Origin of the sequence: Erythrobacter epiphyticus (assembly GCF_034653295.1) — a bacterium.
Classification (GTDB): domain Bacteria; phylum Pseudomonadota; class Alphaproteobacteria; order Sphingomonadales; family Sphingomonadaceae; genus Erythrobacter.
In genome coordinates this window covers 156,257-171,939 of record NZ_JAYEEU010000006.1, presented here as the reverse complement: position 1 = coordinate 171,939, position 15,683 = coordinate 156,257, and the positions used below count along the sequence as shown (strand labels likewise).

16 protein-coding genes are annotated in these 15,683 nt (G+C 64.6%); 7 read left to right on the top strand and 9 right to left on the bottom strand.

The features are described 5' to 3' along the window. Nucleotides 1-87: 87 nt before the first annotated feature. Nucleotides 88-1,833 carry a hypothetical protein gene (locus SOQ14_RS05190; RefSeq protein WP_322896994.1) on the top strand — a complete coding sequence of 582 codons (1,746 nt, stop codon included), beginning with the start codon at nucleotides 88-90 and terminating at the stop codon, nucleotides 1,831-1,833. 10 nt (nucleotides 1,834-1,843) lie between these two features. After that, a complete protein-coding gene (locus SOQ14_RS05185; protein ID WP_322896993.1) occupies nucleotides 1,844-2,728 on the top strand; it encodes an LOG family protein in 885 nt (294 codons plus the stop codon). A 37-nt stretch (nucleotides 2,729-2,765) separates the two neighbouring features. On the opposite strand, the gene thiD is transcribed toward SOQ14_RS05185, so the two are convergent. The 3 genes from thiD to SOQ14_RS05170 form a co-directional block, all read right to left on the bottom strand. Next, nucleotides 2,766-3,611 carry a bifunctional hydroxymethylpyrimidine kinase/phosphomethylpyrimidine kinase gene (gene thiD, locus SOQ14_RS05180; RefSeq protein WP_322896992.1) on the bottom strand — a complete coding sequence of 282 codons (846 nt, stop codon included), beginning with the start codon at nucleotides 3,609-3,611 and terminating at the stop codon, nucleotides 2,766-2,768. A 179-nt stretch (nucleotides 3,612-3,790) separates the two neighbouring features. Continuing rightward, nucleotides 3,791-4,315, bottom strand: a complete 525-nt coding sequence (locus SOQ14_RS05175; RefSeq protein ID WP_322896991.1) for a YdeI/OmpD-associated family protein — start codon at nucleotides 4,313-4,315, stop codon at nucleotides 3,791-3,793. Between the two features lies 1 nt (nucleotide 4,316). Further along, nucleotides 4,317-4,898, bottom strand: coding sequence for an SRPBCC family protein (locus tag SOQ14_RS05170; protein ID WP_322896990.1), 582 nt, complete (start codon nucleotides 4,896-4,898; stop codon nucleotides 4,317-4,319). 53 nt (nucleotides 4,899-4,951) lie between these two features. On the opposite strand from SOQ14_RS05170, the gene SOQ14_RS05165 reads away from it, so the two are divergent. Beyond that, nucleotides 4,952-5,434 carry a MarR family winged helix-turn-helix transcriptional regulator gene (locus SOQ14_RS05165; protein ID WP_322896989.1) on the top strand — a complete coding sequence of 161 codons (483 nt, stop codon included), beginning with the start codon at nucleotides 4,952-4,954 and terminating at the stop codon, nucleotides 5,432-5,434. Nucleotides 5,435-5,561: 127 nt separating this feature from the next. On the opposite strand, the gene SOQ14_RS05160 is transcribed toward SOQ14_RS05165, so the two are convergent. Both SOQ14_RS05160 and glmM read right to left on the bottom strand, forming a co-directional pair. Beyond that, nucleotides 5,562-5,786, bottom strand: coding sequence for a DUF1272 domain-containing protein (locus SOQ14_RS05160; RefSeq protein WP_322896988.1), 225 nt, complete (start codon nucleotides 5,784-5,786; stop codon nucleotides 5,562-5,564). A gap of 14 nt (nucleotides 5,787-5,800) precedes the next feature. Beyond that, nucleotides 5,801-7,138, bottom strand: coding sequence for a phosphoglucosamine mutase (gene glmM, locus SOQ14_RS05155; RefSeq protein ID WP_322896987.1), 1,338 nt, complete (start codon nucleotides 7,136-7,138; stop codon nucleotides 5,801-5,803). 103 nt (nucleotides 7,139-7,241) lie between these two features. On the opposite strand from glmM, the gene SOQ14_RS05150 reads away from it, so the two are divergent. Then, nucleotides 7,242-8,528, top strand: a complete 1,287-nt coding sequence (locus SOQ14_RS05150) for a dicarboxylate/amino acid:cation symporter (protein WP_322896986.1) — start codon at nucleotides 7,242-7,244, stop codon at nucleotides 8,526-8,528. 83 nt (nucleotides 8,529-8,611) lie between these two features. Further along, a complete protein-coding gene (locus tag SOQ14_RS05145) occupies nucleotides 8,612-9,220 on the top strand; it encodes a superoxide dismutase (protein ID WP_322896985.1) in 609 nt (202 codons plus the stop codon). Between the two features lie 72 nt (nucleotides 9,221-9,292). On the opposite strand, the gene SOQ14_RS05140 is transcribed toward SOQ14_RS05145, so the two are convergent. Beyond that, nucleotides 9,293-9,931, bottom strand: a complete 639-nt coding sequence (locus SOQ14_RS05140; protein WP_322896984.1) for a sigma-70 family RNA polymerase sigma factor — start codon at nucleotides 9,929-9,931, stop codon at nucleotides 9,293-9,295. Next, nucleotides 9,928-10,167, bottom strand: a complete 240-nt coding sequence (locus tag SOQ14_RS05135) for a NepR family anti-sigma factor (protein ID WP_322896983.1) — start codon at nucleotides 10,165-10,167, stop codon at nucleotides 9,928-9,930. Before SOQ14_RS05135 ends, SOQ14_RS05140 begins: the two co-directional genes overlap by 4 nt. 174 nt (nucleotides 10,168-10,341) lie before the next feature. Between SOQ14_RS05135 and SOQ14_RS05130 the strand changes: the two genes are divergently transcribed. Beyond that, complete coding sequence (locus SOQ14_RS05130) at nucleotides 10,342-12,045, top strand: CHASE domain-containing protein (RefSeq protein WP_322896982.1); 1,704 nt, start codon at nucleotides 10,342-10,344, stop codon at nucleotides 12,043-12,045. A gap of 117 nt (nucleotides 12,046-12,162) precedes the next feature. Here the strand turns inward: SOQ14_RS05130 and SOQ14_RS05125 are convergent, their stop codons facing one another. After that, entirely contained in the window at nucleotides 12,163-12,957 is a 795-nt protein-coding gene (locus SOQ14_RS05125) for a response regulator (RefSeq protein WP_322896981.1), read from the bottom strand. A gap of 288 nt (nucleotides 12,958-13,245) precedes the next feature. Next, complete coding sequence (locus SOQ14_RS05120; RefSeq protein ID WP_322896980.1) at nucleotides 13,246-14,382, bottom strand: N-acetyltransferase; 1,137 nt, start codon at nucleotides 14,380-14,382, stop codon at nucleotides 13,246-13,248. 193 nt (nucleotides 14,383-14,575) lie between these two features. Here SOQ14_RS05120 and SOQ14_RS05115 point away from each other — a divergent pair, with 193 nt between their 5' ends. Next, nucleotides 14,576-15,676 carry a fatty acid desaturase family protein gene (locus SOQ14_RS05115; protein ID WP_322896979.1) on the top strand — a complete coding sequence of 367 codons (1,101 nt, stop codon included), beginning with the start codon at nucleotides 14,576-14,578 and terminating at the stop codon, nucleotides 15,674-15,676. Nucleotides 15,677-15,683: the final 7 nt, after the last annotated feature.

Below are 15,683 nucleotides of genomic sequence, written 5' to 3'. Positions count from 1 at the left end.
TGCGGGCGCGGGGCAGGCAAGAAGCGGCGTGCGGCCACAGGCGCGGCGTTGCGCGTATCTGACATTCCCGAGCGGGCACCTGATCTGATGAGCGAACCCCGGCAGAGCTTTTTTCACACCACCCCGAGCGCTCTGGTCGCGCGGCTGATGGGCCCGCATGGCGCGCGGTTCGGGCTGCTGCTGCTGTTGGGGGCCACCGGGCTCACCTGCCTCGTTTTTCTCACCAATGCCTTCGTGCTCGAGGGCGCTGCCTATGCCATTCAGGATGATGCCCGCCAGTTTCTGGCGTGGACCGCGCGGCTGGCTGATCCTGCGGCGCTGCGCGGCGATCTCATCACGGATTACTGGCATTCGGTGACCCCGCGCGGCTTGCGCGCGCTTTACGGGGCCTTTGCGGCTATCGGGATCTCCCCGCTGGTGCTGGCGCGGTTGATCCCCGTCGTGCTGCTGGGGGTTTCGGCCTTTGCGACCTGGCGCGCGGCGCTGATGCTGACCGGCGGGCGCGCGCTCGCAGCGCTTGTCATGGCCGGGTTCACCATGGCGCTGCTGGTGCATGAAGACAGCATCTTCACCGCCACGGCCCGCGCCTTTTCGCCGCCACTGTTCCTGCTGTTTCTCGATGGCCTGCTGCGCGACAAGCGCTGGCAGATGATTGCGAGCCTTGGTGTGCTCGCCGCGATCTATCCCACCACGGCGCTGGTGGGCCTCACCATGCTGGGCCTGTCCTACCTGCGGCGGCGGCTGCCCTTGCCGGTGGAACTGACCCGCCAGTCAATCACCACCATGCTCGCTGCGACGCTCGCTGTCGGCGCGCCGATTGCGCTGGTGCCGGGCGAGGTCAGCCGCTGGGAGCCGGTGATCTCGATTGCCGATGCGCTCACCATGCCCAATCTCGGCACGCCGGGCGGACGCAGCTCGATTGTCCCGATGGAGGGTTCGGCAGCCTGGCTGTGTTCGGCGCGGGTGGGGGTCCTGCCGGAAATCTTCCCGTGCTGGGCAAACCGCTGGGCCACGCTTGTCAATCTGCTGCTGCTTACCCCGCTGCTGTTCCTGGGCCTGCGCGCGGCGATCCGCAGCGCGCCCGGCGGCCCGCGCGCGCCCGATATTGTCTATCTCTGGGCGCTTGTCGCCGGGGTGGCATGGTGGGGCGTGGCGACGATCTTTGCCTTCAAGTTGCATCTGCCCGCGCGCTACCCGCAGCGGGTGCTGAGCATTCTTGAATTCATGGCGATCGGCCAGATCATCGGCCTGTTGCTTGATCAGCGGCTGCGCGCGCCCGGCGGTGCCGGGCCGGTGCGCTTTGTCCTGCCGGGGCTGCTGGCGCTGTTCGCGGTGTCTTTCGCCACGCCCACGCCGGGGATGCGCCGCCCGCTTGATCCGGGCGCGATCGACTGGCTGATCGCGGCGCCGCGCGATCTGCGCGTGGGCGGGCTGAGCAGCGATCTCGACTTCGTGCCTGCGGTCACGGGGCGGGCCACGCATGTGACTGTTGAACACGCGATCCCCTATCACCTCACCTATTTCAACGAGATCAACCGCCGCCTCAAGGCGACAATCGCGGCGGCCACCACCCCCGATGCCGCCGCGCTCGCCGCCTTCGTGCGCGCCGAAGGCCTTGATGTGATGCTGGTCGATCGCGCCTTTCTTGAGGCGGGCACGGTGCCGGAAGATTATGCCGGTGTGGTGCTGGCCGAAGTCACCGCGGGCGAGGCAGCGCTGGCGCGCGGGCCATCGGCCTTGCAGCGCGCAGCCGCGACTTGCGCGCTCTATCGCGGGCCGCAAGTCTGGGTGATTGATGCCAAGTGTCTTGCCGCGCCGCCTCCGCCCGCCTAGGGCCTTGGCGATGACTGACAATTCGACCGATCACGATCTCAAGGCCCGCAAGTTCTACCGCGCGGGTGAGGAATCCCGCTTCGCCGAGCAGGCGCCCGAACGCACCCCGCAGACTGCGCACCCCGCGTACAAGCTGGCGTTCCGCGACACGGATTTCCTGCTGCGCGATGAATTGCGCCCGATCCGCTTCCAGCTGGAATTGCTCAAGCCGGAAATGCTGCTGGATGAAGCGCGCGTCGGCTCGACGCTGGTGATCTACGGCTCGGCGCGCATTCCCAGCCCGGCCAAGGCGGAAGCCTTGCTGGCCGCCGCGAAAGACAAGAGCGCGCACGAGCAGAAAGTGGCCGAACGGCTCGCCGAAAAGGCGAAGTATTACGAGGAAGCCTATCGGCTTGCCCGGATGGTCAGCGAAAAGGCGATCATCGAGGATGGCAAGCGGCAGTTCGTTGTCACCACCGGCGGCGGGCCGTCGATCATGGAAGCGGGCAATCACGGTGCGAGCGATGCGGGTAGCGAGAGCATCGGGCTCAATATTGTCCTGCCGCACGAACAGGCGCCCAATTCCTATGTGACGCCCTATCTCAGCTTCCAGTTCCATTACTTCGCGCTGCGCAAGATGCACTTCCTGCTGCGCGCGCGGGCGGTGGCGGTGTTCCCCGGCGGCTTTGGCACCTTCGATGAATTCTTCGAACTGCTGACCCTGATCCAGACGGGCAAGATGAAGCCGATCCCGATCCTGCTGTTCGGGCGTGATTTCTGGACGCGGGTGATTGATTTCGAAGCGCTCGCCGAGGAAGGGACGATCAACCAGTCCGATCTCGACCTGTTCCACTGGTGCGAGACCGCCGAAGAGGCCTGGGATCATATCGCGGCATTTTACGAGCTGAAGGATTAGGTTGCTGTCTGGCTATCGCCAGATAGCCCGGAGCGAATCAATCGATTTTCCTCACCGCCTGATGCCCCAGCGGGCCATTGCCCGCGCCAAAGCCGGGGGCGGCGCGGATCGCTTCGAGCACAAATTGCCGGCCGAGCCGCACCGCATGTTCGAGCGGCAGGCCGTGGCCGAGCAGTGTCGCAATCGCGGATGAGAGCGTGCAGCCGGTGCCGTGGGTGTGCGGGGTATCGATCCGCGCGTGATCGAATTGCACCGCGCGCTCGCCCTCGCCAAGGTGACCGGGCATGAACAGCACATCGATGACGCGCGCATCGGCCGTGTGCCCCCCTTTGGCGAGCACCGCCGCACCGGTAAGCCGCGCGAGTTCTTCGGCGGCTTCGCTCATCTGCCCGGAATCCTCGATCGTCCGGCCGAGCAAATGGCCGAGTTCAGGCAGATTGGGGGTGATCAGCGTGGCGCGCGGGAACAGCACCTCGCGCATCGCGGCGATGGCTTGCGGAGCGATCAGCGCCGCGCCCGAAGTGGCGATCATCACCGGATCGAGCACGATGGGTGCGCTCACCCCTTCGAGCGCGCGGGCGGTCGCCGCGATGATATCGGCATCATGCAGCATCCCGAGCTTGATCGCATCTGCGCCAATATCATCAAGGCAGGCGGTGATCTGCTGGGCGACAACCTCGCCCGCCAGCGGCGCAATCGCGGTGACGCCGCAGGTGTTTTGCGCGGTGACGGCGGTGATCGCGCTCATCGCATAGCCGCCGAGCATGGTGATGGTCTTGATATCGGCCTGAATCCCCGCGCCGCCCGAGCTGTCGGAGCCGGCGATGCTGAGGATGCGGGGCGGGGTGTGCGCCGGGGTGGATGGGGGTGTGTTGCTGGTCATGGCGAGCCCCATAGCAAGTGCGCAGGCGCACGGGGATGGTTTTTACGATCAGCGTCGCGGGACGGCGGCTTTTGGGTGGCTTCTGGGAGCGGCGCTTATCGCGGGAAGTGGGTGGGGAGCTGAAGGTCTGCTATTTGCGCTTGCGGGCATCAATCTAGTTGCCACGGATCCGAACGCCTTCACCCGTTGCGGGCTCTTCGCCATGCGTTGAGGTCTCCCTTGAAGCGGATCACGGCGTCAAGAGCCTCCTCCAGACGGCGCTGCCGTGTCGGTGCCGATTTGGCAGAGAGCACATGCTGAACAGCCATGCGCTTGCGGCCCGGCGTAAGGACGTACCACGCAGCGGCAACATCGGAATCGTGAGCCAGCGCTGCCTGCAGGACCTCCGGAACATCCACATGGTCCTGATCGGCAATGCGAAACCGCATCTCGACTGTATCGCCTAGCTTCATTCCCGCATCCCGCAGCACCTGCGGGGAGACGATCACATAGTTGCGACCATCTCCGGCAGGGATGAAGGCGTTGGCGACCGGAACATCGGCGATCTCGCCTTCGACGCGCAGCCGCGGATAGGTGTCAAAAGGCAGCTCGGCTCGCAAGTCCGGCGGCAGGAAAAGCACATTATACCAGATCTTGCGATCCTTCCCGACGCCGAACTTCTCGATCTCCGCCTCGAAGCTGAACGGATAAAGCGGGGCGCTCACTTCAGGCAGCCTTCGGTTGCTCTCCGAGATAGTTCTCGCGCCGTTCGATGTAGCGCTTGAGCCCGTCCAAGTCCTTCCGGTGCATCTCGCGTGTCCAGCGGACCATGCCCGCTAGGCGCTGGATCAGGTTGAAGGGTGGCATGATGTCGTTATGGAAGTGCAGAACCACGCGGGTGGTGTCGGCATCGACCGGCACCACATGGAAATCAAGCTGCGGCTTGTGTGGCGGGCCCTTGCTCTTAAGGACAAACCCGACGGACACTCCGTCTTGGATGGTGACGATCTCTTGGTGTCCGAAGCGCGCACCGTTCTTCTGCATAAAAACGGTTCTCGCACCCATCTCACCATCGGGGCCCTCAACGGCACATGCTGATCCGGTCTCGGGTGGCCAAGCGGACCACTCCATCAGTCGCGCCTGAAAGCGGATCGCATCGAAGATATCCCGAGCTTTCCCCTTGATCTCTATGGTCTCGACATATTCGACTACGCGGGGCGTGACGAAGGCCGCCAGCACGCCCGTGAGCGGCACCGCCGCAATCAAACCCCAAACCAACATGATCGCCTTCTCCTGAACGATGAACAAGTTTGATAATCAAAATACTTGCTGTTCGGTTCCCGTAAAGGCAAAAAAAGTTCATGGACGATCTGACTTCGCAGCAAGGCCCGCAGGACGACGCCGGCGTCGTGGCGGCGTGCCGGGAATTGCACGCCGCCATCGACGCGCTCGACGAAAGGGCAGCCAAGGTTCTTGGCGTCTCGCGCAACGATCTGCGCTGTCTTAATCTGCTCGAGCGAGGCCCCGTCTCGCCCACACGGATCGCGGAGACACTCGCGCTTACCAAGGGATCGGTCACGACCTTGATCGACAGGCTCGAGAGGAAGAACCTCGTCAGTCGGAAGTCTTCCCCCAACGATGGACGCGCGGTGGTTGTCGAAGCGACGAGCGAGGCCTGGATGGTGCTCGCCAATATCTACAGGCCGTTCGGCGAGGCGCTTTCTGATCTATCAGGCCGCTACGGCCCTGACCGTGCCAAGGTTGTGAGCCAAGCCCTCTTCGAGATCGCAGCCCTTTGCCGGACGGAGGCAGGGAAGAGCCAGAGCATGTCTTCAGCGGGCTGACCGTGAATATCCCGCGGCCTGGCTGGCGGGGAGTTGCCGGCCGACAGTGGAGATGGCGCTAATGGGGTCCTGCTGAACAGCAGCTTTTCTCGCCAAGCCCGCCAAAGCGGACGCTGGCCCAGCGCGCCTACCTTTTGAACTTGCGCGCCGTTGCAGGCGGGAATTTCGCGTGCAGCGCTTTTGCCCGCGTTGGTCGGTCGAGCAATTCGCCGCCGCAATTGGGGCAGCGCTCATAGAGCGCTTCGGCGCAGGGCGCGCAAAAGGTGCATTCGAACGAGCAGATGAAAGCGCCAGCGGCCTCGGCGGGCAAATCATCGCCGCAGCGCTCGCAATCGGGGCGCATCTCAAGCATGGGCGCGCAACCTCCTAAACCGCCGCTTCGACCGCAGCGCATATGCGCGCCACCACCGCTTCGACCTGCGCTGCGTCATCCCCTTCGGCCATGACGCGGATCAGTGGTTCGGTGCCCGAAGGGCGGATCACGAGGCGGCCCTTTCCGGCCAGCTCGCCCTCGGCATCGGCGATCACCGCCTTGACATTGGCGTTCTCCAGCGGCTTGCCCCCCGCAAAGCGCACGTTGCGCAGCAATTGCGGCACCGGATCGAAGGCGTGGAGCAATTCGCTCGCCGCTTTGCCCGATCGCACGAGGCTGGTCAGCACCCGCAGTGCGGCGACCGTCCCATCGCCCGTTGTCGCGTGATCGAGCAGGATCATGTGGCCCGATTGCTCGCCGCCCACGTTGAACCCGCCGGCCTTCATCATTTCGAGGACATAGCGATCGCCCACCTTGGCGCGCGCCAGCGTGAGACCTTGCGCGGCGAGATAGCGTTCGAGGCCAAGGTTGCTCATCACCGTGGCGACAATCCCGCCGCCGCGCAGCGCGCCTTTTTCGTGCATCCGGGTGGCGATCACTGCCATGATCTGATCGCCATCGACGGCGTGGCCTTTCTCATCGACCACGATCAGCCGATCGGCATCGCCATCCAGCGCAATGCCGATATGCGCGCCTTCTGCAACGACGCGCGCCTGCAAGGCACCGATCGCGGTGGATCCCACGCCATCATTGATATTGGTGCCATCGGGCGCAACGCCCATCGCGATCACCTCTGCGCCCAATTCCCAGATCGCGAGCGGGGCCACCTGATAGGCTGCCCCATGCGCGCAATCGACCACCACCTTCAGCCCATCAAAGCTGACTTCGGAGGAGACCGATTGTTTGACCGCGTGAATATAGCGCCCGCGCGCATCATCGATCCGCCGCGCGCGGCCGATCTTCTCTGCCGGGGCGAGGGTGACGGGGCCTTCCATCAGACGTTCGATTTCGGCCTCGGCCTCGTCAGACAGCTTGAACCCGTCCGGCCCGAACAGCTTGATCCCGTTATCGGCAAAGGGATTGTGGCTCGCCGAGATCATCACGCCGAGATCGGCGCGCATTTCGCGCGTCATCAGGGCGATGGCGGGGGTGGGCAGGGGGCCAGTCATGATCACATCCATGCCGACACTGGTGAAGCCCGCCACCAGCGCGCTTTCCACCATGTAGCCCGACAGCCGCGTATCCTTGCCGATCACCACGCGGTGGCGGTGCCCGCCGCGCACGAAGAAAGTGCCCGCCGCCTGCCCGACCCGCATCGCCATTTCTGCCGTCATGACGCCGGCATTGGTGCGCCCGCGAATCCCATCAGTGCCGAAGAACTTGCGCGCCATAGACTTTGTGTGCCCCCCGATAGTGCTTGTGTGATTGTGCCCTGCTTGTGGCGCGGTTATCGCGCAAAGGGAAGGGCGTGAAGCCCGCACAAAGGACACGACATTGCAGGACAAGGATAACCCCGGTTCGGCGGAGGCAGGCAGGTTCGCGCTGGTATCGATCCGCTTGCCGGTTGCGCTGACCTTTGCCGCGCTGATCATCGGGCTGGTGGCAGGGATTGCCGGAGCAGCACTGGGCGCACCCGCCTGGGCGAGCGAGCTGGCCGCGCTGATTGGCGGCCTGTGGCTGCGCGCCTTGCAGATGACGATCATTCCGCTGGTGGCAGCGCTGCTGGTGTTGGGGCTGGTGCAGATGATCCTCGCTGCGCGGGTCGGCACGGTCGCACGGCGGATGCTGCTGATCATGATCGCGGTGCAATTGGGCGGCGGGGCCTTCACCTCGCTCGCCATGCCGGCGCTGCTTGATGCCTTCCCCGTGCCCGAAGGCGCGGGCGCGTTCCTCGCGCAGACCCCCGCCAATGTTGGGGCGGTGCCGGGGGTGCTCGATTTCATGGCCTCGCTGGTATCGCCCAACATCTTCGCTGCCGCAGCCGAAACCGCGATGCTGCCGCTCACGCTGTTCTTCGTGATGTTCGCCGTGGCCATCACCCGCCTGCCTGCCGACCAGTCTGACCGGCTGCTCGGCTTCTTCCACGCGCTCGGCAACGTCATGCTGCTGATCATCGGCTGGGTGTTGGCGATTGCGCCGGTCGGGGTGTTCGCGCTGGCTTTCGGAGTCGGGGTGCAAAGCGGGGGCGGGGCCTTCACCGCGCTCGGGCATTATGTGCTGAGTGTGACCGCGATGGGCACCTTCATCCTCGTGCTGGCCTATGCCATCGCGGCAGGGCTGGGGCGCACCGGCCTGATGCGGTTTGCAGGGGCAGTGCTGCCGGCGCAGGCGGTGGCGCTGTCGACCCAAAGCTCGCTCGCCAGCCTGCCCGCCATGCTCGACAGCGCCGGGCGGCTCGGGCTCAAGGTCTCGACCGCCGAATTCGTCTTGCCGCTCGCGGTGGTGATTTTCCGCGCGACCAGTTCGGCGATGAATCTTGCGGTGGTCTATTACATCGCCGCGCTCGCCGGGATCGAAGTGCCCTTCGCCATTGCGGTGGCGGGGATCCTGATCGCGAGCATCATCAGCCTTTCGGCGGTAAGCCTGCCCGGATCGATCAGCTTTGTCGTCTCGATCGGGCCGATCGCGCTGGCGATGGGCATCCCGGTCGAGCCGCTGGCGCTGCTGGTTGCGGTCGAAATGCTGCCCGATCTGATGCGCACGCTCGGCAATGTTACCATGAATGTCGCTGTCACAAGCGCGGTTGACCGCGCCGTATCAGAAAGTCATCAGGCAGCGTAAATCACGCTTGAAAGCGCAACCATGTCACCCGACATGCGTTGCCAGTAGAGTTTCATCATCCCTGCCCCAATCCGGAGGAATCCATGGCTTTCCAACTCGCTCCCCTGCCTTACGCCGATGACGCGCTGGCCCCGGCCATCTCGGCCGAGACCCTGTCGTTCCACCACGGCAAGCATCACCAGACCTATGTCGACAAGATGAACGCCGCGATTGACGGCACGCCGCACGCCGAGGCTTCGCTCGAAGCGATCATCGCGGCCTCGCGCGGGACCAATCAGGGCCTGTTCAACAATTCGGCGCAGACCTGGAACCACGCGTTCTACTGGCACTCGATGGCACCGGCCACCACCGCGCCTTCGGCCGAACTCGCCGCCAAGATCGACGAGGCCTTCGGTTCGGTTGATGCGCTCAAGCAGCAGCTCAAGGATCGCGGCGTCGGCCACTTCGCCAGCGGTTGGGTGTGGCTGGCCGAGAAGGACGGCAAGCTCAGCATCGAGGAAACCCACGATGCCGACACGCTGGCCGACAGCGACTTCAACCCGCTGCTGGTGCTCGATGTGTGGGAACACGCCTATTACCTCGATCACCAGAACAAGCGCCCGAGCTATCTTGATGCGGTGGTCGAGAACAAGCTCAACTGGGCTTTCGCGTCCGAGAACCTCGCGCGCGGGACGGTGTGGACCTACGCGTAAGCGTCCGCTCTTATGGATAACAGCAAAGCCCGTCGCACCACCCGGCGCGGCGGGCTTTTGCTTGACCGGCGCTCAGTAATCCTCGTCGCCATCATCGGGTGAGCCCATATAGCCCCCCGACACGGCATCGAGTTCTTCAAGGATCGCGCGGTGGGCGGTGGCATCATCGACCGATCGCTGCGGGATATTGCCGCTTGCGAGCATTTCCGACAGCGCGGCGCGGGCGCGGCCGACGCGGCTCTTGATGGTGCCGACGGCGCAGCCGCAAATCGCGGCGGCTTCCTCGTAGGAAAAACCGCCTGCGCCCACCAGCAACAACGCCTCGCGCCGTTCGGCAGGCAGCGTCAGCAGCGCGCGGTGCAGATCGGAGAGGTGGATCGGTTCTTCCTGCCCGGCGGGCGCGGTGAGGATGCGTTCGGCGACGCCTTCGTCATATTCGCCGCGAAAGCGGTTGCGCCGCATATCGGTGAGATAGGCATTGCGCAGGATGACAAAGGTCCAGGCGCGCATCGAGGTGCCCGGCTCGAACCGGTCCTGCGCGGCCCATGCCTTGAGCATGGTTTCCTGCACCAGATCATCCGCCATGTCGGGACGGCCGCACAGTCCCCGGGCAAAGGCGCGCAGATGCGGCACGACAGCGGTCAACTGGCGCTTGAAATCGGCCTTGTCCTGCGCGCTGCGCAGCGGGGTGGCCGGATCGCTCTCGCTCATCGGGCATCGCCCTGGCCGGAGGAAGACGATCCTCCCCGGCCCTGCGGCGGCATCTCCTGTTCATCGAGCTTCGCCAGAAGATCAAGGAACTGGTCGGGAAGGTCTTCCTCCACCACCGCATCATAAAGCTGTTTCAGCCCGTCAGCCCACTCCGGTGCCGCCTTGGCGCCGCCGCGCCGCCGCGCCGTGCCGGAGCCCGCCTGCCGCGGAAATTTGTTGGAGCCATCAGAGGCCATAAGCGCTTAGGTCTTCCTTGATCCCGCCCGTTTCCTGCTGACCTTGAACCGATCTGTGGGCAATGTCCATTGCCACTACGGTAGCAATGGCATGGACGCACGCGGAACGATGCGCCATGTGTTTGGTTCCGCTTGGCAGACAGGCATGTTCCGAAAGGCCCCGCAGCACCCCTCATGAACGAGGCGCCCCCTTCTCCAACCCTTGCGGGTCGTGATGCGGCCGCGGTGATCGCGCCTCCCGCAGGGGGGCGGGCGCGGCGTTGGCTGATCGATTATCCGCGCGCGGTGCCGCTGGTGATCTTCATCACCATCGCCGCGATCACGCTGGTGAGCGTGTTCGCGATCGAAAGCAACGCGCGCACGCGGGAACGCGCCGCGATGCGCGATTATGCGCAAAGCATTGCCGCCGCGCTTGATCGGCGGGGCAACAGCTTTTCGGCCTATCTGCGGGCCGGATCGGCGTTGTTTTCGGCGCTGGATGAGGTCTCGCCCCAGAGGTTCGAGAATTTTGTCGCCACCTTGCAGTTGGCGGTCGGGGTGCGCGGGGCCGAAGGGGTGGGCTGGATCGCGGTGACCGACAAGGACGATCTGCCGCAGTTGATGGCCGAAACCCGCCGCACCCGCCCCGGCTTTCCGCAAGTCCGCCCGCCGGCGAGCCACACCAAGCCGCGCATCGCCCCGGTGATGATGTTTGCCCCGCGCAGCGCGGCGAGCGAGCGTTCGCTCGGCTATGACATGTATTCCGATCCGGTGCGCGCGGCTGCGATGGACGAGGCCGCGCGGCTGCGCCGTCCGGTCACTTCCGGACGGATTCAGGTCGCGCAAAGCGCGGGCGGCTATGCGCCGGGGTTCATCATTTTCATGCCGGTGTTCGCGCCGCCTCCGGCAAGCGGCGGCGAAGCGCAGTTACGCGGCTTTGTCTATGCCCCGTTCAACGCCCGCACCTTCCTCGATTCGGCGGTCGGGGCGAGCGACAGGCCGCCGCTGGGCGTGAGGCTTTATGATGGCAAGGCGGGGACCGATCACTTGCTCGTCGCGCATTCGCTTTCGGGCGGCGGGACGGAGCGGCTGGCACAGCCGGTGACCATCGCCAATCGCAAGCTGCTGCTGGTGGTCGAGGCGGCGGGCCCGCAGGTGCTCGCCCCGCTGTCGATGGTGACCTTGTTCTTCGGGCTCGCGCTCGCCAGCTTGCTGATGCTGCTGGCACGGCTGCTGACCCAGCAGGCCTATGAGGATCAGAAGCGGCTCGCCTTCTTCGAGGAACAGCATTCGATCCGCAATTCGCTGAGCCGCGAACTCAATCACCGGGTCAAGAACACGCTCGCCAATGTGCTCTCGATCCTGTCGCTGACGCGGCGGCGCACCGATGATCTCGATGAATTTGCCGATAGTCTAGAAGGGCGCATCCGGGCGTTGTCCGCCACGCATGATCTTCTGACCGGCACCGACTGGGGGACCACACCGATCCGTGCAGTGATCGAGGCGGAATTGCAGCATTGCCGCACCACGTCCGAACAGGTCGTCACCATTGAAGGCCCGCCGGTCGAACTCGCGCCCAATGATGCGCTGTCCTTTGGCCTTGCGGTCCACGAACTGGCGACCAACGCGGCCAAATATGGCGCGCTGAGCGTGCCGGGCGGGGCCATCGCGGTCAGCTGGGAAATGGTCGAGGAAGGCCTTGCCGAAATCACCTGGCGCGAAAGCGGCGGGCCGCCCGTAGCGCAGACCCGGCGGCGCGGGTTCGGGACCGAGTTGATCGAAAAGATTGTCGCGCATGAATTGCGCCGTCCGGTCACGCTCGATTTCGCGCCCGAAGGCGTGACCTGCGTGATGCGGGTGCCGGTGCGACGGCGCGGTGATTTCCGCATCCGCGCGTGAAGTGCTTTTTGCGCTGCGCGCATCTCAGACCGCCCACCCCGCCTCCCCACCCGGCCACCATAGCCTGATGGTATCATTGGTGGCCGGATGGGGAGGCGCGGTAGGTGGCCCGAAGCGTCAGCCCAAAGGCCGGCTCGAACCGAAGAACAGCGCCTGGCTGATCGCGGCCCTCACCGTGGCTTCCTGAAACGGCTTGGTGACAAGATAGGTCGGCTCGGGCCGATCACCGGTCAGCAGGCGTTCGGGATAGGCGGTGATGAAGATCACCGGCACGCTGGCTATCGCAAGGATATCGTCGACGGCATCAAGCCCTGATGAGCCATCGGCAAGCTGGATATCTGCCAGCACGAGACCCGGAACTTTGTCGCCCATCACCTCAAGCGCCTGGGTGCGGGTCGCCGCGGTGCCAAAGATCATATGGCCCAGCCCACCGACAAGATGTTCGAGTTGCATTGCAATCAGCGGTTCATCCTCGATGATCAGCACCGAGGTCGCCTGTTCGCGTTCAATCTCGGCCACCGCCTGCGCCACCAGCGCGGTGACATCTTCGGTCGATAGTCCAAGGATGTCGGCGGCCTGCGCGGCGGAGAATTCCTCCAGCGTGGTCAGCAACAAGGCCTGCCGCGCGGTGCTGGCAATCGCGGCGAGACGGGCCTGCGCACCGGCTTCGTGCTCGCTTGCCGGCGCCGGGCTTGCGGCGTCTTCGTGGCTGCGTGCGGCCCACAGGCTGCTGAAAGCCCGATAGAGCCCGATACGCCCTTCGCTGATCGTCTGGCGCAAGCTTGCATCGCTCAGCGCTGTTTCGAGCAGCGCGCGCACCCGCGCGTCACCACTGGTCTGCGAGCCTGTCAGCGCGCGGGCATAGCGCCTGAGGAAGGGAAGCTGGCTGGCAACCTGTTGACCGAGAGACATGGGCTTCGCTCCGCTGGGGGATCAAGAGACAGGGATGTGGTGGGGCAACAGCCGGATGGCCAGTGTGGTTCCACGGTATCGCCTTACGCTGGCATCGCCGCAAGCCATAGGTCCGCTGGCATTTTGGGCCGCAAAAAAATTTTCAAAGGGCCGGGAACTGACGTTACGGAAGCGCATTTAGGCTTTTGTCACCGCCGAGACCCCCCTCCCGTCCAAGCGGCTGGTGATACGATCCCGAAAGGCCTCCACTCTACCCGGGTGGAGGCCTTTTTTCTTCAGGAAAGCCGATCAGGCGATAGGCTTTGCGTAGATTGCATATTCGCGGTTGATGTGGCTCTCGATGGTATCGGCAATCGCCACCATTCCCTGATTGTCTTCGAGGATCCAGCCGATCTCGCCGCGGGTTGAACCGAAGGTGCCATGCGCCTCGTTGCGGATCGCGCTGATCATCATGAAGGCGAGCTGGCTGGCGAGCCGGCTGTTGTGCAGCTCCTTGACGACCCCCATCAACGGCACGCGCATCCCCGCGCCTTTGGGGTGGCGCAGCCAGCGCAGCAGGTGGAACCAGCCGAACGGGAACAGTTTGCCGCGGATTTTCGCGAGCACCATGTTGATATCGGGGAAGGTCAGCATGAAGGCGACAGGCTTGCCATCGACTTCCGCGATCATGTTGAGTTCTTCAAAGATGATCGGGCGCAGTTTCTTGCCCGCATAGGCCACTTCGGCGGGGGTAAAGGGCACAAAGCCCCAATTGTCCGACCAGGCATCGTTGAGAATGCCGAGCACGATCGCGACTTCATCATCCCAGCGCGATTTGTCGACCTGGCGCACATTGATGCGCGCGTTCCGCTCACCCGATTTGACAATGCGCTGCACCAGGGGGGGGAATTCCTTGCTGATGTCGAGCTCATAGGTGAACAGGGTTTGCGCCCGGCCAAGCCCGGCGCTTTCGATCCAGCCGGCATAGGCTGCGGGGTGATGGCCCATCATGATCATCGGCGCATGATCCTGCCCGCGCACCAGCAGGCCCGGCTCTTCCCAGATCGAGAGCGAGATCGGCCCCATCATCCGCTGCATGCCCTCTGCGCGTAGCCAGGCATCGGCGGCGGCCAGCAGGGCATGAGCCACGGCTTCATCACTGGCGTCGAAATAGCCGAAAAAGCCGGTGCCGGGGCCAAACCCCTGTTCGGCCGGCATGGCGAGCGCAAGATCATCAATATGCGCCGAAATCCGCCCGACATCGCGGCCGCCGCGGGTCGCGATGAAGAATTGCGCCCGCCCGTGGCCGAAGAAGGGATTTTTCGCAGGGTCGATCAGTTCAAGTTGTTCGCTGCGCAGTTGCGGCACGAAATGCGGCAGCCGGTCAGAGAAGGCACGCCCGCAATCGACGAAGCGCGCCCGCCCGCGCTTGTCGCTGACGGGCACAATTCCTATGTCTGCGGCGTTAAGGGGTGCGTCTGCCAAAGCTATCGTCCCGTATTGCGTTGGATCAGTGCGTCTGTGTCGTGTGTTGACGACAGGCGCAAGCGCCTCGATCACTGTCATCACCACACTCGGTTTGGCAAGGCAGTGTGATCTGGGCTAAGAGCGCGGCCAATTTGTTGAAAAGTTCCCGATCATGACCATGCCCCAATCCCTTTCTGCTGCTGCGCCTGTTCGCAAGGACGCGCCCGTTCGCGCCACCCGCGCGGCGTTCCAGAGCGTGGACGACAAGGATATGCTGCGCGCCGCGCGCGATCTGACGAAAGGGCTGGGCGAGGCCCGGCCCGGGATTTACTGGCCCGATATGCTGCTGTCGGCAGGGATCGGCTATGCCGGGATTGCCGTTGCGATTCTCAGCCACACGCTGGCGGTGCAGGTGGCAGCGGGGCTGGTGGCCGCGCTCGCGCTGTATCGCGCGCTGATGTTCATCCACGAACTCACGCATATCCACCGCGATGCGCTGCCGGGTTTCCGCACCGGCTGGAACCTGCTCGTCGGGATTCCCATGCTGACGCCTAGCTTCATGTATGAAGGCGTCCACACCATCCATCACAAGCGCACGCAATATGGCACCGCGGAAGATCCCGAATATCTCCCGCTCGCGCTGATGAAGCCGTGGAGCCTGCCGGCCTTCGTGCTGGTTGCGCTGCTGGCCCCGCTTGCACTGGTAGTGCGGTTTGCCGTGCTGGTCCCGCTTGGCGCGGTGATCCCGGCGGTGCGCACCTTGGTGTGGGAGCGGTTCTCGGCGCTCTCGATCAATCCGGAATTCCGCCGTCGCCCGCCCGAAGGCGATCTGGTGCGCCGCGTGCGCTGGCAGGAAGCGCTCGCCAGCGTGTGGGCCATTGTCCTGCTTGCCAGCCCGTTCGTGATTGGCTGGCGGCCCTTGCTGATCGCGCTTGCGATCTTCTCCTTCACCGCCGTGCTCAACCAGCTGCGCACGCTGGTGGCGCATTTGTGGGAGAACGAAGGCGAACCGATGACGGTGACCGCGCAATTCCTCGACAGCGTCAATGTGCCGCCGCCGGGGCTGGCTGCGGAAATCTGGGCGCCGGTGGGCCTGCGCTATCACGCGCTGCACCACCTGATGCCCTCGATGCCCTATCATGATCTGCCCGAAGCCCACCGCCGTCTGGCGCGCGAACTAGGCACGGGGTCGACCTATGAAGGCGCCAATCATCCCGGCATGCTGACGCTGGTCAGCCGGATCGCGCGCAGCACGATGGGCAAGCGGGGGTAGGTCCCCT